This is a genomic window from Gluconobacter thailandicus F149-1 = NBRC 100600, from assembly GCF_000964465.1.
Lineage (GTDB): Bacteria > Pseudomonadota > Alphaproteobacteria > Acetobacterales > Acetobacteraceae > Gluconobacter > Gluconobacter thailandicus.
The window spans coordinates 33879-52199 of record NZ_BANH01000040.1; the positions used below are offsets into that span (position 1 = coordinate 33879).

The window sequence follows — 18321 nt, forward strand, 5'->3', positions numbered from 1 at the left end:
GAGATGGGAGTGGGTGTCAAGCACCCAGGAGATTGATGGCGGTTATTTACAACACAAACTACACCCACAATCCCAATTCCTATCTGACGCTGGCGGTCGAACGGGCCGCCAAATCTTTATTTGGGAAAGATCAGGTCGTTGTTGCTGACAACATGTCACTTGGCAGTATTGCTGCTTCAGGTGAACATGATGTTCTGATCTGTCTGGATGCACAGCGCATTAATCTGGCGCTGATCCGGCGGGTTCGACCTGCTTTCAAGACGCTTATTCTCTGGACGTTTGAAGATCCGTTCATGCGGGATTTCAACGTTGAGAATGCAGGTCTTTTTGACTACGTCTTCACAAATGACCCATCCTGTGCCGAATATTATAACGGCAAGGGACATTACCTGCCGCTGGCCGCTAGTACGTCCATCCATGAGCGAAAGGTTCTTCCTGCCAGCGAGCTGGAATACGATATCTTCTTCGCAGGTACGATGTGGCCGAATCGCGTTCAGACATTGCGCCGGGTTATTGCGGCTTTCCCGGATGCGAAGCTCAAGCTGGTCTGCCCGGGTAACGAGTATCTACCACCACTTCCTGCTGATTTAGCCGCACTCGCCATTCAGCGGCCCATCAGCCATGAAGCCTTCATTGATTTTGCGAATGTCAGCGCCGTTACTCTGACAATGTTCCGTGATTATGCCAGCCATGGCGATGTCAGTCAGGCTACAGCTCCGGGTCCGCGCTTCTTCGAGCTTGCTTTGGCTGGTACGGCACAGGTGGTTGAAGCTCCTGAAAGTATGGCCAGCGAATATTTCGACACGGTTGAGGGCGTCAGCCTGGCCCGTGATCCGGATAGTGTGGTGGATGCTGTTGCGCGTATTCTGGGTAACAAGAGTACACGTCGCAAGGCGGCCCAGGCTGCTCAGAAGTCCGTTCTGGCTCATCATCTTTATGAGCATCGCCTTGAGCAGATGCGGGAAATTACCGGAGCGGATTTTGGGCGCCGGAAGGCGTCGGACGTTGTGCCAGTGGCGCGTCGCCGTCGTCTGCGCATTCTCATGTGCACCCACTCCACCATCCACGAACAGGCCTGGGGTGGCGTGGAGGTCTATCAGCAGGCTCTCTGTTCCCTGCTGGGGCGTGATATCGAGTTCTTCTACTGGCTGCGTCGTGGAACATTCTGCCGTCTGACAACTGCGAGCGGTCAGGAGCTGGAGCGTTTCGATGTGCCTGAAGTGGGCTGGCAGGACGCGATGTGTGATGCGCCAGAAGAGATGGCGTTCTCCAGTGTCATCAGCCAGTACAATATGGACATCGTGCATTTCCAGCACCTGGGCCATCATGCGCTGTCATTGCCCATCATTGCGAAGGCCAATGGTGCAGGCGTTGTCTTTTCAGCGCATGACTTCTGGCTTGTTTCCGCCCGCTACAACCTGCTCAACCATGAGTTGCGTTATGTAGAAGACGAGGTTCGGTCGGTTCTGTCGGCCGATATTACGCTCAAGGCTTCCGAGAATGTCGAGTATGGTGGCGAACAGACACGCCGTGCGTTCGTGGCCAAGATGCTGCGTTCTGTCGACGCGATCATGTTCGGAACACAGCATTCGCGTGATCTGACCCATGAGATCTACCCGATCCTCAACGAAAAGATCAGCCTGATCACAGGTATTCCGAGCCCGGAAAATACCGTATCCGTCAAGCCGAAAGGCTACGAGCCTCTGGGTGAAAAGCCGCTCAATATTGCGATTGTTGGAAACTTCCTGCGGACAAAGGGTGCGGACACGATCCTGTCCCTTATTGAGATCGCGCATCCGGATCACTTTGTTTTCCACATCTTCGGTTATGTGCACCCGGAGTATGAGGCCGTTCTGAATGCGGGACGTCGTTCCAATGTTAAGCTTTATGGCCGCTATGACATGGGTGACATCGAAGCCCTGAAGAAGGCGGATGTCGCTCTGAACCTGTCGATCTGGCCCGAAACCTATTGCATCTCGCTTTCGGAAGCCTGGCAGAACGGCCTGATTCCCATCGTGACAGATGTTGGTGCGCTGGGTGATCGCGTCGAAGACGGCGTCAATGGCTTCAAGGTGCCCATCAACCGCCCCAGCATGGTTCTGGAACGTCTTGAACTGCTGCGTTCTTCCGAGCCGCTTCGCAAGGCGATCATGGCCAATATCGGCCCGCATCTGTGGACGCATGCCCGCGAATATGCAGACGGCCTTCTTGCACTTTATCAAGAGGTTGCGCCGCGCCGTCCAATGGGTGTGTCCGATCTTCGTCTGGATGCAGGGCAGGTCCACCTTCTGCCGCATCCGTCATGGCGCCATCAGGCTCCGCCGCGTCATATTTTTGATCCTCCGACGACGCGTGATCTGTCTGTTGAACTTCCTCTCCCGGTTTCTGACTGGTTCTCCATTCAGGGTGCCGAATGTTACATCGACGATGTCTGCCATCATGTCTTCGCAACCGATGAGGACGAGGACTTCAAGGGATCGAACGAATTCCATATTCGTGGCTGGTTCCTGATCCCAGGCGTCACCACGGCAGGACGCATGCTTACGGTCCTGATCGGGGAAGACGCGGACAGCCCGTTGATTTTCCTCGAGTGTGAGCGTGAAATTCGCGGTGACATTGTTGAAATGTTCAATGGTGCCCCACGTCGTTCGGGCTTCTCTGGAAAAGCAGCTCTTCGTGGTAAGTGGTGTGAGGGACGGTTCCGGGTTGGACTGGTCAACGTCATCAATGGCCAGGCTGCATTCCAGCTGACGTCCATCCAGATTGAAGTCGAGGGTGGCAAAATCGAAACGATCCAGCGTTCGGCTCCTGCAAACGATGTGATCCTTGCCGATTTCAATCGTATTTCTCACAGTGACGGTTTGATGCGTGGTATCAAGCTCGCTGCGTTCCAGAAGGGGAAGCTGCACCCATATGGCAATGGGTTGCTGGAGCACTTTATTGATGAGTTCACGGGTGTTATCGGTGAGCCGGTCAAGGACGTTGAGCCTTTCGGGACCATTGCAATTCGTGGCTGGGCGTTCCTGAAGAGTCTGTCGCGTGCAGGGCAGATGTATGTCGGGCTGGTGCGCCCCGAGAAGGATGAACTGACGCTCTTCGGGATGGAGCGTAGTGCTCGTCAGGATGTGGCGACAGTGCATCGTGACGCTCCACTGTGTGCCGGTTTCTTCGGGGTTCTGAATCCGCTCCACGGCTATGCACGCCCACTGGATGGTGTTTACCGGGTGGCGCTGATCAATGTGGCCGGGGATGTGTTTGGAACGCATCTGACCGATCTTGTTGTAACCTTTGATGCCGGACGTATCGTTTCCACGGGCCGCGAAAGCCTGACGCTGGAGCAGGCCGAACGGGTAGAGTTCCTGCTGAATGAGAAAGCCATAGCCTGAGGCGGGAGCGTTACGATTCATGCCTGATCCAGTTCCGAACCAGCCTTCTGCTGGCCATCAGCCCCGCTGGCGCCAGTTTGATGAGCAGTGGTATCTTCTGCGATACCCGGAAGTCAGGGACTGGATGCATGAAGAAGGACATCAGGACCTTCATGCCTTCTATCTGGAGACAGGCCAGCGGTATGGCCACTCCCCAAACCGGTACTTTGATGAAATCTGGTATCGGGAAGCTTATCCGGACGTTCGTCGTGACCTGATTCAGGAGAAATGGCGATCAGGTTTCGAACATTATTGCGCCGAAGGTTATCGCCAGTATTCTCCGCACTGGCTATTTGATGAAGCCGGTTATCTCCGGCGCTATCCTGAACTGACCCGGCGCTTCCTGGATGAGCAGGGTTTCCTGAATGGCTACGACCATTATCTCGAAGTTGGTGAGGCGCGTTATTATAGCGGGCATCAGTTTTTCGATGATGAATTGTGCCGTCGGCTCGCCTTGCGTTTCCCGGACTATTTCGACAGTAGCATCGGGCTGTTTGCTTCATGGCTGAACCTCCCGGCCAGCATCGCAGATGCAGGGCGGGTGTCGTGGTATTTCGATCCGGTCTGGTATCTGGACCGCTATCCGGATGTACGCCGCGAAATTGCTGAAGGACGTTACAGCAGCGCGTTACACCATTATCTGACAAATGATACGGCGCGTCGTTTTGATCCGCAGGAGCTGTTCTCCGAGCAGTATTATGCAGACGCTCATCCGGATGTTGTCGCGTGTATTGATCTGGGGTCATTCCGAAACGGATACGAGCATTTTCTGCGCTTTGGCGCGCATGAAGCTCGGATGCCCAAGGAAGGTATAGACCTTCTTGCACATATGAGCCGTCCGCAGGTGCGCAATGACGTTCGTAACCATCTCTATGACAGCGCATTCGCGCATCTTGTTGCGGCAAGAACCGGCGAGGCCCAGCGGGCAGCGCTCGTTGAAACGCCTGAGATAGACGAAAACCAGTCCAGACAGCTATTCGAGCGTGAGGCCGAGGCGCTGCTGCCAGCGCTCGCACGACACCCGCTTGATTTTACGGTTTCCGGGGTGCCGGAAGTCAGCGTCATTGTGGTCGTCTATAATCGGCTCGCCCTGACAATGCAGGCGCTGTCATCGCTGCGGGCGAATTACGCTGGTGCGATACAGTTGATTGTTGTCGATTCAGGATCGCACGACCAGACACAACGTCTGGGAGAGCTGGTGCATGGTGCCAAAATCCTGCGCTTCAGGTACAATATCGGGTATCTGGAAGGCTGTAATGCGGCGTTGGCTGAAGTCGAGGCCCCCTTCGTTCTCTACCTTAATAATGACTTGCGTCTGTATCCCTGCAGTATCGCGCATGCCCTGGAGCGTTTGCGGTTTGATGATGGAGTTGCGGCAGTCGGCGCAAAACTGATCCGGACAAACATGCGGCTGCAGGAAGCTGGTTCCATCATCTGGCGTGATGGGTCCACTTACGGGTACCGGCGCGAAGACAGCCCCAATTTGCCGGAAGCCAACTTTGTCCGCGACGTGGATTACGTTTCAGCAGCATTTCTGATGATCCGGTCGTCCGTACTGAGGCGTCTGGGCGGGTACGATCTTCGTTATCGGCCTGCTTATTTTGAAGATACGGATCTGTGCGTTCGTATCCTCAAAATGGGTCTTCGGATTGTCTATGACCCGAATGTTGTCGTGGAACATCTGGAGTATGGAAGTTCCGGTTCGGCGGGTTCCCAGGCGCTGATGCACGCCAACCTGCGCATTTTCGCCCGGACGCATCAGGGTTTTCTGCGGTTCCAGCAACCCGCACATATCCGGAATGCCGTACAGGCCCGTGAACGTCGGTCAGATCGGAAGCACATCCTGTTTATTGAGGACAGGTTGCCTCTTCGTAGGCTCGGATCGGGCTACGTCCGTTCGAACGATGTCGTGCGTGCCATGGCGGCGCTTGGGTATCAGGTCACGGTTTTCCCGATGCTGCCGAGAGACCAGAGCGAACTTGAGCTTTTCGGGGATTTTCCTGAGACGGTTGAACTGATCGCAGATCAGCATCTTTCGACGTTCCCGGATTTCATTCAGGCGCGGGCGGGCTACTATGATCTCGTCTGGGTTGGGCGCACGCATAACATGGCGCGGTTGCTCCCGATCATGAATGAAGCCAGCCGTTATCTGCCGACGGGGGGAGCTGTTCTTGATACGGAGGTGATTTCCACGCCACGGACGCTGGAGCGGATCAAGGTTCTGGATCTGCCGCAACCAAAGCTGAGCTTTGACGAGATGCTGCGGCGTGAGCTGGACTGTGCGCATTACTGTCAGCAGATCGTAGCTGTTACCGAGCACGACGCTTCTCTTGTGCGGCGGGCGGGTTACGAGAATGTCTCGGTTCTCGGTCATGAAATGCGCATTCGCCCTACGGCGGCGTCTTTCGAGAGCAGGAAAGATATTCTGTTTCTTGGTGCGTTGCATGACGAAGGCGCGCCCAACCATGACAGTCTGGAATGGTTTGTGGGAGAGGTTCTGCCTTTCCTGGACGAACTGCTCCCGGAAGATGTTCGCTTTACGATTGCCGGATTTATTCATCCGTCGGTCGATGTGAGTGTATTCGCAAGGCACCCCCATGTGGATATTGTTGGTGCCGTGCATGATCTTGCACCTCTCTTTAATCGGCACCGCGTTTTCGTGGCACCAACCCGTTTTGCGGGAGGGTTGCCGTTCAAGGTGCAGGAGGCGGCGGCCTTTGGAGTTCCGATGGTGGTGACATCCCTTTTGGCCAGTCAGGTCGGCTGGAAGGATGATGTGGAACTGCTGTCGGCATCTGCGGAGGATGCCAAAGGATTTGCGTCCAGCGTTGCCCGTCTTTATCAGGACAGTGCACTCTGGATGCATTTGAGAAACGGGGCTCTGAAAGCAGTAGAACGGGATTGCGCTCCTGCGCGGTTCCGGCAGGATCTTTCGGCGATCCTGCAGGCCTGCATCGCGTAGAGGGGCCAGGTGACCGGATCATGAGAGTTTAAGGAAACAGGTGAGGCTATGACCACAGAAGTGAAAGAACATGCCGCTGAAGCAGAGCGGAACGTGTCTGGCCTGACCGGACGTGTTCTGGTGTGTAGTGGCGGGCGTTATGAAAGCCAGGCCAACGCGCAGATCCGTGAGTCAATCATGGATGGCTGGGCAGAATGCTTTGGCGAAGAAAACGTAACGGCCGTCCATATTTCTGCCGCTGCATCATCCGTCAAAATTCTGAAGCCCACGATCGTATTCGCCATTGGCTCCTATCTGCCGGAGAGCACTTATTTCGGTGAAGTCTGCCGGGAAGCGAAAAAGATCGGCGCCGTAACGGTCTTCTGGGCAACAGAGGATCCCTATGAGCAGGATGCGAACTACCGCATCGCTGATGACTTTGATGTTGTGTTCTCCTGTGATCGCTGGGGCCACAATTTCTACCAGCGTGACCGGGTATTTCATCTGCCGCTCGCAGCCAGCCCCAAGCTGCACTATATGCCGATCGAAGAGAACGTCGAAAAGACGATCGACGTTCTCTTCTGTGGTGTGGCATTTACGAGCCGTAAAGACATCGTCCGCAATCTTCTGCCGGTTCTGCGCAATCTGAATATCAAGATTGTCGGTCCGGGCTGGGGTGAACTCGGGATCGGTTTCTCGGACGCTCGTATCGAGAAGTCCCAGCTTGTGGAGCTGTATCGTCGTTCGAAGCTTGTTCTCAATCTTGGCCGTTCGCTGCATTTCGAGAACAAGCGTTTCGTGATTGCGCCTTCCACGCCAGGTCCGCGGACATTCGAAGCGGCTTTGGCTGGCGCGTTCCAGGTCTTCCACGAAGATACGCATGAAATCCGTCGCTATTTCGACGCGGACGAAATCCCTGTCTTCTCCAACCGGATCGACTTTGAAAATCTGATTGAGAAGTATCTGGGGGATGATGAAGCGCGTCTGGCCATGACCCGCAAGGCTCAGGCGCGGACACAGGCCGAGCATCTTTACAGCCACCGTATCAAGCAGGCTCTGGCTGTGCTGCAGTCAGAGGGTTTTCTCTGAACTCGGATGTTGCTGAGCAGGTGATTATGGAAAGCCGGGCTTTCTGTCCGGCTTTTTCTTTTGCAGGTGTAGTGTTGATGCAGACTGTCTGGCTCGCCGTTCTCTTGATTCTGGCTGCTTTTCTGGAAGTCGGAGGCGACGCCCTTGTGCGATCAGGGTTGCATACGGTTGGACTGGGCAGAGTAGGATACATTGCAGCCGGGGGCGCCGTGCTGCTGGTTTATGGCATGACCGTTAATCTGCCGGACTGGGATTTCGGGCGGCTTATGGGCGTGTATGTCGCTCTGTTTTTTGTCGCTGCACAGAGTGTCGCTTATTTTGCTTTTGGCCAGACTTTGACGCTTCCGGTTTGTATCGGAGGTGCATTGATCGTGAGCGGGGGCGTCGTGATGACGGTCTGGCGCTAGGTGTTTAGCCCCGGGATTTGTCCATAAAGGTAGAAATGCCCGACGCGATGAGTCTCCGTCACACCTTCGGACGGATCAGACGCAGGGGAATAAAAACATTCGGGCATAACTGTTTCAAAGGTTCCTGTTCCAGGGCCGGAAGACAAGTCTTCCGACCTTGGGAAAGCATTTGTTCACTTAGGCTGTGGACCCAGAACGATCTGGGCGAGGTCTTCAGGGCGAACCCACTTGCTGAAAGCAGCCTGTACCTGAGCGGGCGTCATGTCATAGATGGCTTTGGCTGCCTCTGCCGGGGAGTTCAGGGGCAGGCCAAGGTCGATTAGATCCAGATAACTTCCAGCCAGCGCGCCGAAGCTGGCGCGGGTCATGGGCTGCCGGCGGAGCAGGGAGGCCTTGGCGAGGTCGAGGCTTTCCTGCGAGACCGGCTGGGTCCGCATGTCCTGCACATCCTTGATGGCCAGCGTCCGGGCCTTGCTCACCTTGTCCGGGTCTGCGCCGAAACTGATGCCGAAGGAACTGCGTGTCCGGGAATAGCTGAAGCCGCTGCCCGCACCATAAACATAGCCCGTTCGAACGCGCAGATCCTGCATCAGACGGGACGAGAAGCCATTACCAAGGATCTCGTTGCCGACTGCCAGAGCGTGACGGTCAGGATCGGTGACCTTCATGCCAATGGTTTCCACCAGCTTCACATCATCCTGCGAGCGTCCCGGATCGGCGACGACAGCCTGTGACGCTTTGCTGAGCGGAATGGACGCCAGATCAACAACAGGAGCTGGACCCGTGGCTTTCCAACCGCCGAATGCCTTCTCAACCTGATTTTTGGCATCTTCCGGGCTGATGTCACCAACGACGACGATTGTCGTCAGATCCGGGCGATAGGTTGTCGCATAGTAGGACTTCACATCGTCCAGCGTGATCTTGCTTAGCGTGGCGGGTGTGGCTTCCCGAAGGGTTGGATCATTGACTGGGACAAGCGCATGACGCGTGGCACGCCCGAAGCGGTAGGCCGGGGACTGAAGCTCGCCTGCACGTGCCTGAATGGCTTCCATCTGCGTGACGTGGAATGCTTTTTCCGGGAAGGCGGGGTGAAGTTCGTGCTCTGCCAGCAGGGAAAGACCGGCACTGAAATTCTGCGTCAGGGTGCTGAGGCTGAAGCCAGGTCCCGCATTTTCATCTGCCGAAATGTCATCCAGGGCGCTGGCGAGGGCCAGACGGTCATGGCTTGTGCTGCCATACAGGAACATGTCTGAGGTCAGGCCAGCGACGCCTTCCTTCCCGGCAGGCTGCTGCAACGATGGATTCTGCCGGATGGACCCCACCAGCTCAACGGTATGGCTGACATGCTCTGGCTGAACCAGAAGGTGCAGACCATTCGGAAGCGTATAGGCTGTTGGTAGTGGGGCGGCAGCCGGAATGCTCAGACGTGCAAGAGCTTCCTCGGCCCAGGTCGGCAAGGCAACCTTTCCGGAAGGTGGTGTATTGAAGGATTCCGTTCCCCCGAAGCCTTTGCCGCCGATGGCCTTGCCATTTTCGCTTGGTGTCAGAGTGGCACTGATTGCGTGCTGCGGGTCCAGAAGGGCTTTGGCCAGATCATCCACCTGCGCCTTGGTGACGTTGCGGAAAGCCGCAATCATGTCGTCCGGGCTGTTCAGATGCTGGATGGCCACGGCCTGGGACCAGTTCTCAGCCAGCTCTGAAATGCTGTTGGTGTTGAATTCCAGTGAGGCGATTTCCTTGCGCCGAGCGGCTTCGATCAGATCGGCCGGAATGCCATTCTTGCGGAACCCGTCCATGAGGGAGGCGAGAGTATGGCGCAGTTCATCCGGGTTCGCTCCTTTGGGGAAACCGGCATAGGCCACGGCCAGACCGGCCTGTGCATCCGGATCGTACATGAAACCCGCATCCAGTGCCTTGCCATCCGGAACCAGTCCGAAGAGGGCACCACGCTGGCTTGCAATCGCATCTGCCAGCAGCGTAACAGCCGCATAATTCGGGTCACGCTGCCCCGGCATCCGCCATGCCATGGTCACGAGACCGATGGGTAGATCCGTATCCAGCGCAAGGGACTGAGCCTTGGCAGGTGTAGGGGTCACAGTCGGGCGTTCTGGGAGCTTGGCAGCCGGAATGTCGCCAAATGCAGCCTCGACTTTCTTCAGTGTCTCCTGTGCGTCCACGTCCCCGGTAATGACGAGGATGGCATTGTTCGGGGCATACCAGGATTCGTAAAATTGCTTCAGCAATGGAGCTGTCGTTGCATCAAAAGATGGACGCGTTCCGAGGGCATCGTGCTCGTATGGAGTGCCAGCGTACAGCGCTCCGCGAACCTGCGAGAGGTAGCGATAGATCGGGCTGGAAAGGTCTCGGGAGACTTCCTGTTCGATCGCGCCGCGCTCATGCGCCCATTCTTTCTCGGTGATGTTCAGGCCGCGCATCCGGCCTGCTTCGATCCGCAGAAGAACATCCAGATCGGCTGCCGGGGCTTTGAAATAATATTGTGTGACGTCGGACGTGGTGTCCGCATTGTCGTTGTTGCCGAGTTGGGCGCTGATCGTGGAAAGCTGATCACGGGAGAGGGTCTGTGAACCGTTGAACATCATGTGCTCAAGAGCATGTGCCGTCCCCGGAAAGCCCTTCGGTGCGTTGACGGAGCCGACTTCATAATTGAGCATCGTCTGGACGACGGGGGCCAGTGTGTCTCTCACGATTACGACCCGCAGACCATTTGGCAGCGTGGCGCGTGTGACCGTTGCCAGGGCTGCCGTGCTGGCCTGTGGGACTGCGGGCGCGGCCTGTGCGGGCGCCAGAAAGGGCGGGGCCAGCATGGAAGCTGCAAGCAGTGTCATACGGGTCAGGCGGGAGAAACCGGGCATAGAATGTTAACTTCCTGCGGGTAAAATGGTCTGTCAGACAGTAAATCGACTGTCGGGGATGCTGTCTACGGGAGCGGGATTGCTGAAGGATGAATAAAAAATCATGTGACGTGCTGGAGCGGTGCCCGCTAAGAACGGAAGTATTATGACGTCTTCCAATTTTATCGTTCGCTGTGATGACTGGCTGATTGACCGGATTTTTCAGCCCGTGGCCAATCGATTGCCTTCAGGGCTGTCGGCAGTTCAGCTTGGTCTGAGCTTTCAGCTGGGTTCACTGATGCTGACTGGTGCCGCCCTGCTGCTGCCGATCATCCTGTTTGGCGTGACGCTGGGAGGACTGATTGATACGTCTCTCATCTGGTTCATGAACCTGGCCTTCTTTCTGGGGATGAAAAAGACGGTCCCGCTGATCCGGCCGGGCATGATGAACCCTCTGCGGCCGATGATGCTCAGCATGCGTATGATCGCCATTGCGTTTCTGATCTATCAGCTCTTCCGCGGGCTGGATGGGGTCGGGATTGGCTGGGTCCTGTCGCAGCTCATGACGCTTTCGCAGCTGACATTCGTGATGGGGCTGTATTTTGTGTCCTGCCAGCCGCAGCTACCCCGTCAGCGGATGTCTTCCCGGACTGGCCCGATCATTGAAGGTGCGTGGTCCACTGGCGGCCGTATTCATTGACGGAGGCAGGCAGTGAAAATTCTTCACTGTCTTTCAACACGGGAGTTTGCCGGAACCGAGCGACATGTCGCTGAACTGACGGCGTTTCAGGCACGCTCCCATGATGTCACTCTCCTTCTGGAAAGCCAGACCGCAGACTTCAGAACTGGCGGTGATATTGCACATCATATCGCTTCTGCCGTTCGGATCGTCCGGGCGGACTGGCGTGGGTATCTGGGTTGTCTGGCCCGGCTGATGTACGGCGGCTCATTTGATGTTGTTCATACGCATCTGGGGCAGGCATCCATCCGGGCTGGTGCACTGAAGAAAGCTGGGCTTACGGGTAAAACACCCGTCGTTGGTACGCTTCATAATGCTTACCGCGGCCGGAGTTATGGCGGCCATGACGGGCTGATCTGTATTGCGCGATGGCAGCAGGCCGACTTACCGACACAATGGGCAGAGCGACATGCCCTGATCTCGAACTGGACCATTCCTTCCCGACTGGATGCACAGCAGCGGGCCGTTGTTCGCAGCACCTTCCGGCAGAAGCATGATATTCCTCAGGATGCTTTCGTCATCTGCACGATGGGACGACTGGTCCCGGAAAAGCGGTTTGATCTGTTACTGCGCGCCTGGAAGCAGGCTGCACTCCCCGTCGATACCTACCTTGTTCTGATTGGGGACGGACCACAGCGATCATGCCTGGAGCGGGGGTATGTGGTGCAGGACCGCATCATCTTCGCCGGTTACAGTACGGATGCCCCCGCTGTGTTTGCTGCATTCGATGGTTTTGTTCTTTCCTCAACCCGGGAACCGTTCGGGTTGGTTCTTCTGGAGGCCATGGCCGCTGGTCTGCCTGTTTGTGCCACTGCGGCTGGAGGTGCGCTGGATATTCTGGGACATGATCCAGCCTGCCTTGTGCGGCCCGATGATGTAGACGCATTATCAGCCGGGCTGAGACGCCTCAGGCGGCAATCTGCGCAGGTCTGGGATCTGTCCTCGTACGATCTTGCAGAGCAGGCTCGAAAGACCGAGCAGTTTTACCACCGTTTCTTATGACCGTTGGTCACAGCTCGTAATGACGCGAGACATAACTGGAAAAACCGCCCGGATGGCGGACGAGGTCCCAGCTTTCCGAAAATGACGGAACGAACTGGAACAGGAACACCAGCATGGACAGGAAGAACAGGAGCATCCCGCGACCGACGAACCGGATGCGCCGCCAGAAATAAAGCGGTGGGATCAGAATCCAGAGCGGAGAGCCGGGGCGGAAACCTGCGGCCATCAGAGCCCGCCGGTCGGTCAGCATGGATGTAAAGATAATGGCAAAGCTGAGAATGACAGCGATGATCCCGGCCTGCCGGTCGGGCATGCCGCTGAACCATGCCAGCACATTGACAATCATGCTGCTGACAAAGGGGCCAAGAATACTCAGCCACGCCCATCGGTTGGAAACCCGGCTGGCAGGGAGTGCCGGTGGCACGCCTTCTGGCTGAGGCGGCCAGAAGGGACAGCTTCCCGCCGGGTGCCACTCTGCCCCGAATGACTCCGTCCAGCAGAGGGTGGAATGCTCGATCGTGCCTGTCTTCATCAGGGCCCGCATGCCATCTTCGGAGACCGGGCCTTTGCGGCTACCGTGTTCTTCGTAAAACCAGCTCACAGTCCGTCCTTGCTCGGGGAAAGTTGTCATCATCCTGAAAGGATGGGCGCCCAATCTGGCTGAAAGATGCGTCCCAGGCAATGGTAGAGACGTTATCCTCTCAGGGAGGATCAAGTGATGAAGAAATATTCAATCGGTCTGCTGTCTTTTTTCTGTCTGGCAACGGATATGGCTATGGCTGCTTCGGCGAACAGCCTGCAGATCAAGCTGCTTTCAGGAACAAAGGTAGACCGCCAGACGGCAGTCTATACTTGCAGTGCGAAGGACAGGAATGCGACAGACCTTCTTGCAGCACTTCCTGAAAATCGTGTGACCGTGCAGTACCTCAATGCGGGTGACATTAGCCTGGCGGTTCTGCAGGTTGGTGGTCAGACACAGGTGTTTTCGAATGTCATAGCAGCCGATGGCGCAAAGTATGCGGCCGCTCAGTATATCTGGTGGAGTAAAGGCGATGATGCGCTCTTTTCCAGTGCGACGGACGACAAGGCGCTTGTGACCTGCCGACCTGCTTCAAAAGGTTGATGCCGTATCGGAACCGTTCCAATTTTCCATCAGCCATGCATGATGGTTTCCGGCCCCGATCGGTAAGGAAAATACGTCATGTCTGCTGTCTCCATGCAGGAGTTTCTGGAAAAGCTGCCCAAGGCTGAACTTCATGTTCATCTGGAAGGGACTTTGGAGGCAGACCTGAAGATCAGGCTGGCGGAGCGTAACAACCACTCCTTGAAATCCAGTACTGCGGAAGACATTCGGCAGGGCTATGTTTATCATGACCTGCCATCTTTCCTTGCGCTCTACTATGAGGGTGTTGAGCTGCTACAGACAGAGCAGGATTTTCATGATCTCTGTTACGCCTATCTGGCAAAAGTCGCGCAGCAGAACGTGCTCTATACCGAGATGTTCTTTGACCCGCAGCTTCATATCCGTCGTGGGCTGGATTTTGGGACCGTCATCCGGGGCTTCAATGCCGCGCAGGAGGAAGCTGAACGCGATTTCGGCATCCGCTCCAGCCTCATTATGTGTTTCATCCGGGAAATGAGCGCAGAATCGGCTGAGGACACCTTCACTCAGGCGCTGCCCTATCTGGAGCAACCGGACCGTAGTCGCATCATTGGAGTGGGGCTGGACTCAGACGAGAAGGGCAACCCTCCTGCAAAGTTCGCGAAAACCTTCGCCCGTGCCAAAGCGATGGGACTTCATCTGACCATGCATTGTGATCTTGATCAGGAGAACACGCATGAGCACATTCGGCAGGCTCTTCAGGACCTTGGGAGCGAACGGCTGGATCACGGGCTGAACGTGTTGGAAAAGCCTGACCTGATTGCAATGGCGCGCGACAGGGGCGTGACGTTTACACTCTGCCCATCTCCGAATGATGTGATCCGTCCCGGTCGGTCCCGTCAGGACATCCGCGATATGCTGGCGGCAGGTCTGAAAATCACCATCAACTCCGATGATCCTGGCTACATGCAGAGCGTGTATATGACGGAAAGTCTTGCCAAAGCGCAGAGCGCGGCGGATCTGACGCCGGAAGAGCTTGTTCAGATCAGCAGAAATGCCTTTGAGGCTGCCTGGATTTCTGATGCAGAGCGCGAGACCTATCTGGCGGCTCTTGAGGGTTTTGCGCAGACCTACAGGATTGCAGTTCCGGTTTGACGAAGACGTTAACCTTTCCTGCCGCTTCAAAAAAGGGGGGGGCAGGAAAGGTCTTTTTGAAAATAATTTCAGGAACAAATTCATATTCTTAGAAATAAATCATGTTTTTTTGTGTCTGTATTATTTCTGTGTAAATATAATTCAGGTATATCCGTATTCTTTGGATACAAAACATAAATTGATTATATTATTTCTGTGGCGATTATCTGCGCATGGCTTTAATCGTCCCGGCTCTGCGTCGCCTCTCCCATTACATGCAATCTGCTGCGCTGTGGAGCGTGATCGGCATCCTGCGCGGTGTGGGTCCAGAGCGTGCGTCTAACGCCGGTGGTTGGCTGATGCGCAGGGTGGGGATGAAACTCCCTGCGACCCGGGTCGCTGATCAGAACCTGCAACGTGCTCTTCCGGAACTTGCGGCGGATGCGCGCCAACAGATTATTCGGGATGTCTGGACCAATCTTGGCAGAAACGTCACGGAACTCCCGCATCTGGCATCGTTCACGCAGAGTGAGATTGGACCGGGTTGGGAGATTGAAGGGGAAGAACATATCGCCGCTCTTCAGGCACAAGGGAGGCAGGCTCTTTTCTTTTCCGGCCATTTGGGGAACTGGGAACTGATCCTGCCGATTGCGGCCAGTCTGGGTGTGCCGGTTGCCGGTTTTTATCGGGCTTCCTCCAATCCGGCTGTTGAAGGCGCCACGCAGAAGATGCGTCAGAAAGCTTTGGGCTCAACCGGCACGATGTTCCCCAAAGGTCCCAAGGGGGCCCGGCAGGCTCTGACCCATTTGCAGAATGGTGGATCACTGGGGTTTCTGGTGGATCAAAAGATGAATGACGGGCTTGCCATTCCATTTCTGGGGCGGGACGCCATGACGGCTCCAGCCGTGGCTCAACTGGCCTTGCGCTTCAACCTCCCCATTATTCCCGTGTATATCGTGCGTCTGGGGGCAGGGCGGTTCCGGATGGTATGTGAAGCGCCATTACAGGCTGAGCGCACCGGCGATCGTCATGCGGATATCCGATCCATCTGCGTGGCCATGAATGAGACGCTGGAACGCTGGGTCCGTGAGCGACCCGGAGCGTGGCTTTGGCTGCACCGGCGCTGGCCGAAAGAGCCGGCAGCACTTCCGGTAATATGAAAAAAGCCCCGCTGCATGATGCAACGGGGCTTTGTCGTTCAGGGTAGAGGGCGACCGCTGACAGGAGCCTGCGGGCTGCCGATCAGATCAAGGATCTGCTTTTCAAGTTTGGGTACATTGACGCGTAGGACGACTTCGTTTTTTCGCTCGCCCAGACCCGGCTCATAACCCGGTGTCCAGGAGACAACGTCCCCATAGCCCGGACCGAACTGGTTGTTCACATCCACGAACAGGTCCTGCTTCTCCATGATGATGCTCGGGTCCAGCCAGACGGATGCTGCGATCTCATCCCAAAGCGGGAAGCCACTCAGATGCCACTTCATGACATGCCCGATGGGCGTACCGGTTGCTTCCAGCTTTTTCAGGAATTCCGGCGTGAGTTCCGTATCCGTTGAAGGGTCGGCCGGAACCATCACGATGTGCTTCCACGGCGCACGGAGGGCTGCACTTGCGCTTTCCGGGTCCAGACGGAAATTGAATTCACGGCGGGGACTGTTCAGAAACTCACGTGCAAACTGATGCGCCACCACGCCGGGCCGTGTCTGGCGCGGGTTCAGGCCACCGCCCATGTAAACCAGTTCTTTCGCGAGCCCGGCAAATTCCGGATCAAGCGTCTGCGCCAGTGCAATATTGGTCATCGGACCCGTTGCGATGATGCTGACCTGTCCTGGATACTGATGAACCATGCGGATCAGGAAATCAGCCGCACGCTCGTTTTCCGGCTTCTTGACCGGGTTGCCGTAAGGCAGATCGGGCACGACATCGGGGCCATGATAGTAGGGCAGGGGCTGCTCGGTCTTCTCGACCCATTTCTTCATCCAGACACCCTTCCAGATCAGCTTGCCATAAAGGGCTTCCCACCGATCTGTCAGCTTTTCGGAATTCAGGAACGGGTATGTCGCGCCGGGAACGACGGGGATATCGGCCCTGCCTGCCACTTCCACGCCACGAAGCGCATCATTCGTCGCTTCTTTCTGCCACACGTCTCCCGTGACAGTCGTGATGCCCAGCACGCGCACGTTGGGAGCCTTGATGATCATCCACTGTGCGATGCTGAAACCGTCATCATCAAAAATGACGAGGCGAGGGTCAGCCTTGGCCTGCGTCGCCCCTGCCAGAAGGCTGCCAACTGTCAGGCTGAGAGCCAGGGTCTGGCAAAGCCGTTTATGGATCTTTGTGAAACGTTCCGTTTTACGGACGGTTGGGAAAAGAGGCATGGGAGACGGGGTCCATGGCTGTTGGCGGAGAAACGCGAAACCATACCTCAAAGGGATGGTTTGCACATCGTACATGCATCGCCCGCATCACTTTGGAACAACCGCGTCTATCAGGCTCCAGGTGGGTATGTCTGAACCGTTTAGGGAATAAGAGCGTCGATTTTATCGAGGAAGCTGCGAAGATCGTCTTCGGTACAGCCGACCTGAAATTCGTTCTTTTCCGGAGTGGGCCACTGGCAGCTTTTGGTCAGATAGACGTTTTGATGACCCATCAGATACCCAATGTTCAACTGGACGGAATTCCAGAAGCCAAGGCAGCCTACAACCGTGCCGGGACTGGAAAAAAGCGTGCTGTGCATGCCTGATCCATGTTCTCCGATGACTGCCGCTGCCTCGGAAAAAATCTGGATCTGTTCTTCCAGAGAAAGCTTCTCGGGCTGGATAATCTCATAGCCGCGTTCTGCTGCCATGGTCTCAAAAGCAGCCCGGTTGGGAAATGCGCGATTGCTATGGGAGAAGTCTGACCGTGACACCAGAATCTTGCGGGATTTCTTTTCAATACTGATGTTCGGTTTCAGGGAATTGTAAAAATCCCTGACAAAACTGTGGAAGGAAAATTCTTCCGTGTAGCAGTACGAGGGAAGAATGGCCTCTTTGCATAAAATGATGTCGGAGCCGGGATTATATCCGATGATATTGTCTCTCTTGACGCCGCACGCCAGAGCCAGAAAGCGGTAAATCCATTCGGGTGACGAATGCGGCAGAAGAATTTTCAGTTCCGAAAACTGCTCACCCTTCAGGGCTTTTACGACGCCAAACCGGGGCAGATAATCAATCAGCCAGTGTCCCCAGATATCAAAAGAAACACCATCGGCGACAATGACTGTTTCTTCGATGACGATCTTGTTTCTGGAAGACTGGGAAAAATAGTCGTCTTCGTGTGGGATGCTGCGCTGGTTGTCCTGCCCTGTGGCGCAGTCAAAGGCCAGATGCGTGTTGAGGGTTGTACTTCCCGGCCGGGTCACAATGAGGTCTTTGACTGTGTAAAAACCAACGGGATTGAGGTCTTCGGCTGGTCTTTTCCAGTGATATTCGTAAACCCATCCCCGATGATCCGTCAGTTCCCAGATATTGAAAGGTCCAACGGATTTTTCAGCAGGTCTGCATTCCTGAAATTCCGAAATCCCGCAATCGGCAGTTTTCGTTCCTCGGGAAAGATCGGAAAATCTCATGACATCAGGACCTTTGGTTCT

General features: G+C 55.8%; 13 protein-coding genes. 9 read left to right on the forward strand and 4 right to left on the reverse strand.

Translation table 11 applies throughout. The features are described from left to right. The first annotated feature begins 35 nt into the window (after window positions 1-35). From B7444_RS10915 to B7444_RS10930, 4 genes are read left to right on the forward strand one after another with little or no spacing between them, the layout of a single operon-like run. Complete coding sequence (locus B7444_RS10915; RefSeq protein WP_007283227.1) at window positions 36-3386, forward strand: glycosyltransferase family protein; 3351 nt, start codon at window positions 36-38, stop codon at window positions 3384-3386. Window positions 3387-3405: 19 nt separating this feature from the next. Continuing rightward, window positions 3406-6387 (forward strand): glycosyltransferase, encoded by a 2982-nt coding sequence (locus B7444_RS10920; protein ID WP_007283228.1) that lies wholly within the window; start codon window positions 3406-3408, stop codon window positions 6385-6387. Window positions 6388-6435: 48 nt separating this feature from the next. Continuing rightward, window positions 6436-7455, forward strand: a complete 1020-nt coding sequence (locus tag B7444_RS10925; protein WP_007283229.1) for a CgeB family protein — start codon at window positions 6436-6438, stop codon at window positions 7453-7455. A gap of 26 nt (window positions 7456-7481) precedes the next feature. Then, window positions 7482-7862, forward strand: a complete 381-nt coding sequence (locus tag B7444_RS10930; RefSeq protein WP_007283230.1) for a hypothetical protein — start codon at window positions 7482-7484, stop codon at window positions 7860-7862. 173 nt (window positions 7863-8035) lie between these two features. On the opposite strand, the gene B7444_RS10935 is transcribed toward B7444_RS10930, so the two are convergent. Then, the gene (locus B7444_RS10935) at window positions 8036-10735 is read right to left on the reverse strand and encodes a M16 family metallopeptidase (protein ID WP_007283231.1); all 2700 of its coding nucleotides are present in this window, start codon (window positions 10733-10735) and stop codon (window positions 8036-8038) included. A 145-nt stretch (window positions 10736-10880) separates the two neighbouring features. Here B7444_RS10935 and B7444_RS10940 point away from each other — a divergent pair, with 145 nt between their 5' ends. Together B7444_RS10940 and B7444_RS10945 are read left to right on the forward strand one after the other, a co-directional pair. Beyond that, window positions 10881-11414, forward strand: coding sequence for a hypothetical protein (locus B7444_RS10940; protein WP_007283232.1), 534 nt, complete (start codon window positions 10881-10883; stop codon window positions 11412-11414). A gap of 12 nt (window positions 11415-11426) precedes the next feature. Further along, on the forward strand, window positions 11427-12455 hold the full coding sequence (locus B7444_RS10945; protein ID WP_007283233.1) for a glycosyltransferase: 1029 nt from the start codon (window positions 11427-11429) through the stop codon (window positions 12453-12455). A gap of 7 nt (window positions 12456-12462) precedes the next feature. Here the strand turns inward: B7444_RS10945 and B7444_RS10950 are convergent, their stop codons facing one another. Next, the gene (locus tag B7444_RS10950; protein ID WP_007283234.1) at window positions 12463-13056 is read right to left on the reverse strand and encodes a DUF4339 domain-containing protein; all 594 of its coding nucleotides are present in this window, start codon (window positions 13054-13056) and stop codon (window positions 12463-12465) included. Between the two features lie 117 nt (window positions 13057-13173). Between B7444_RS10950 and B7444_RS10955 the strand changes: the two genes are divergently transcribed. The 3 genes from B7444_RS10955 (at window position 13174) to B7444_RS10965 (ending at window position 15851) form a co-directional block, all read left to right on the forward strand. Beyond that, window positions 13174-13578 (forward strand): MliC family protein, encoded by a 405-nt coding sequence (locus B7444_RS10955; protein ID WP_231502800.1) that lies wholly within the window; start codon window positions 13174-13176, stop codon window positions 13576-13578. Between the two features lie 78 nt (window positions 13579-13656). Then, window positions 13657-14712 (forward strand): adenosine deaminase, encoded by a 1056-nt coding sequence (add, locus tag B7444_RS10960; RefSeq protein ID WP_007283236.1) that lies wholly within the window; start codon window positions 13657-13659, stop codon window positions 14710-14712. A gap of 212 nt (window positions 14713-14924) precedes the next feature. Next, window positions 14925-15851 carry a lysophospholipid acyltransferase family protein gene (locus B7444_RS10965; RefSeq protein ID WP_007283237.1) on the forward strand — a complete coding sequence of 309 codons (927 nt, stop codon included), beginning with the start codon at window positions 14925-14927 and terminating at the stop codon, window positions 15849-15851. A gap of 38 nt (window positions 15852-15889) precedes the next feature. Here the strand turns inward: B7444_RS10965 and B7444_RS10970 are convergent, their stop codons facing one another. Next, window positions 15890-17068, reverse strand: coding sequence for a nucleoside hydrolase (locus tag B7444_RS10970; RefSeq protein ID WP_007283238.1), 1179 nt, complete (start codon window positions 17066-17068; stop codon window positions 15890-15892). A 140-nt stretch (window positions 17069-17208) separates the two neighbouring features. Then, entirely contained in the window at window positions 17209-18300 is a 1092-nt protein-coding gene (locus B7444_RS10975) for a glycosyltransferase family 61 protein (protein WP_007283240.1), read from the reverse strand. Between the last annotated feature and the right edge of the window lie 21 nt (window positions 18301-18321).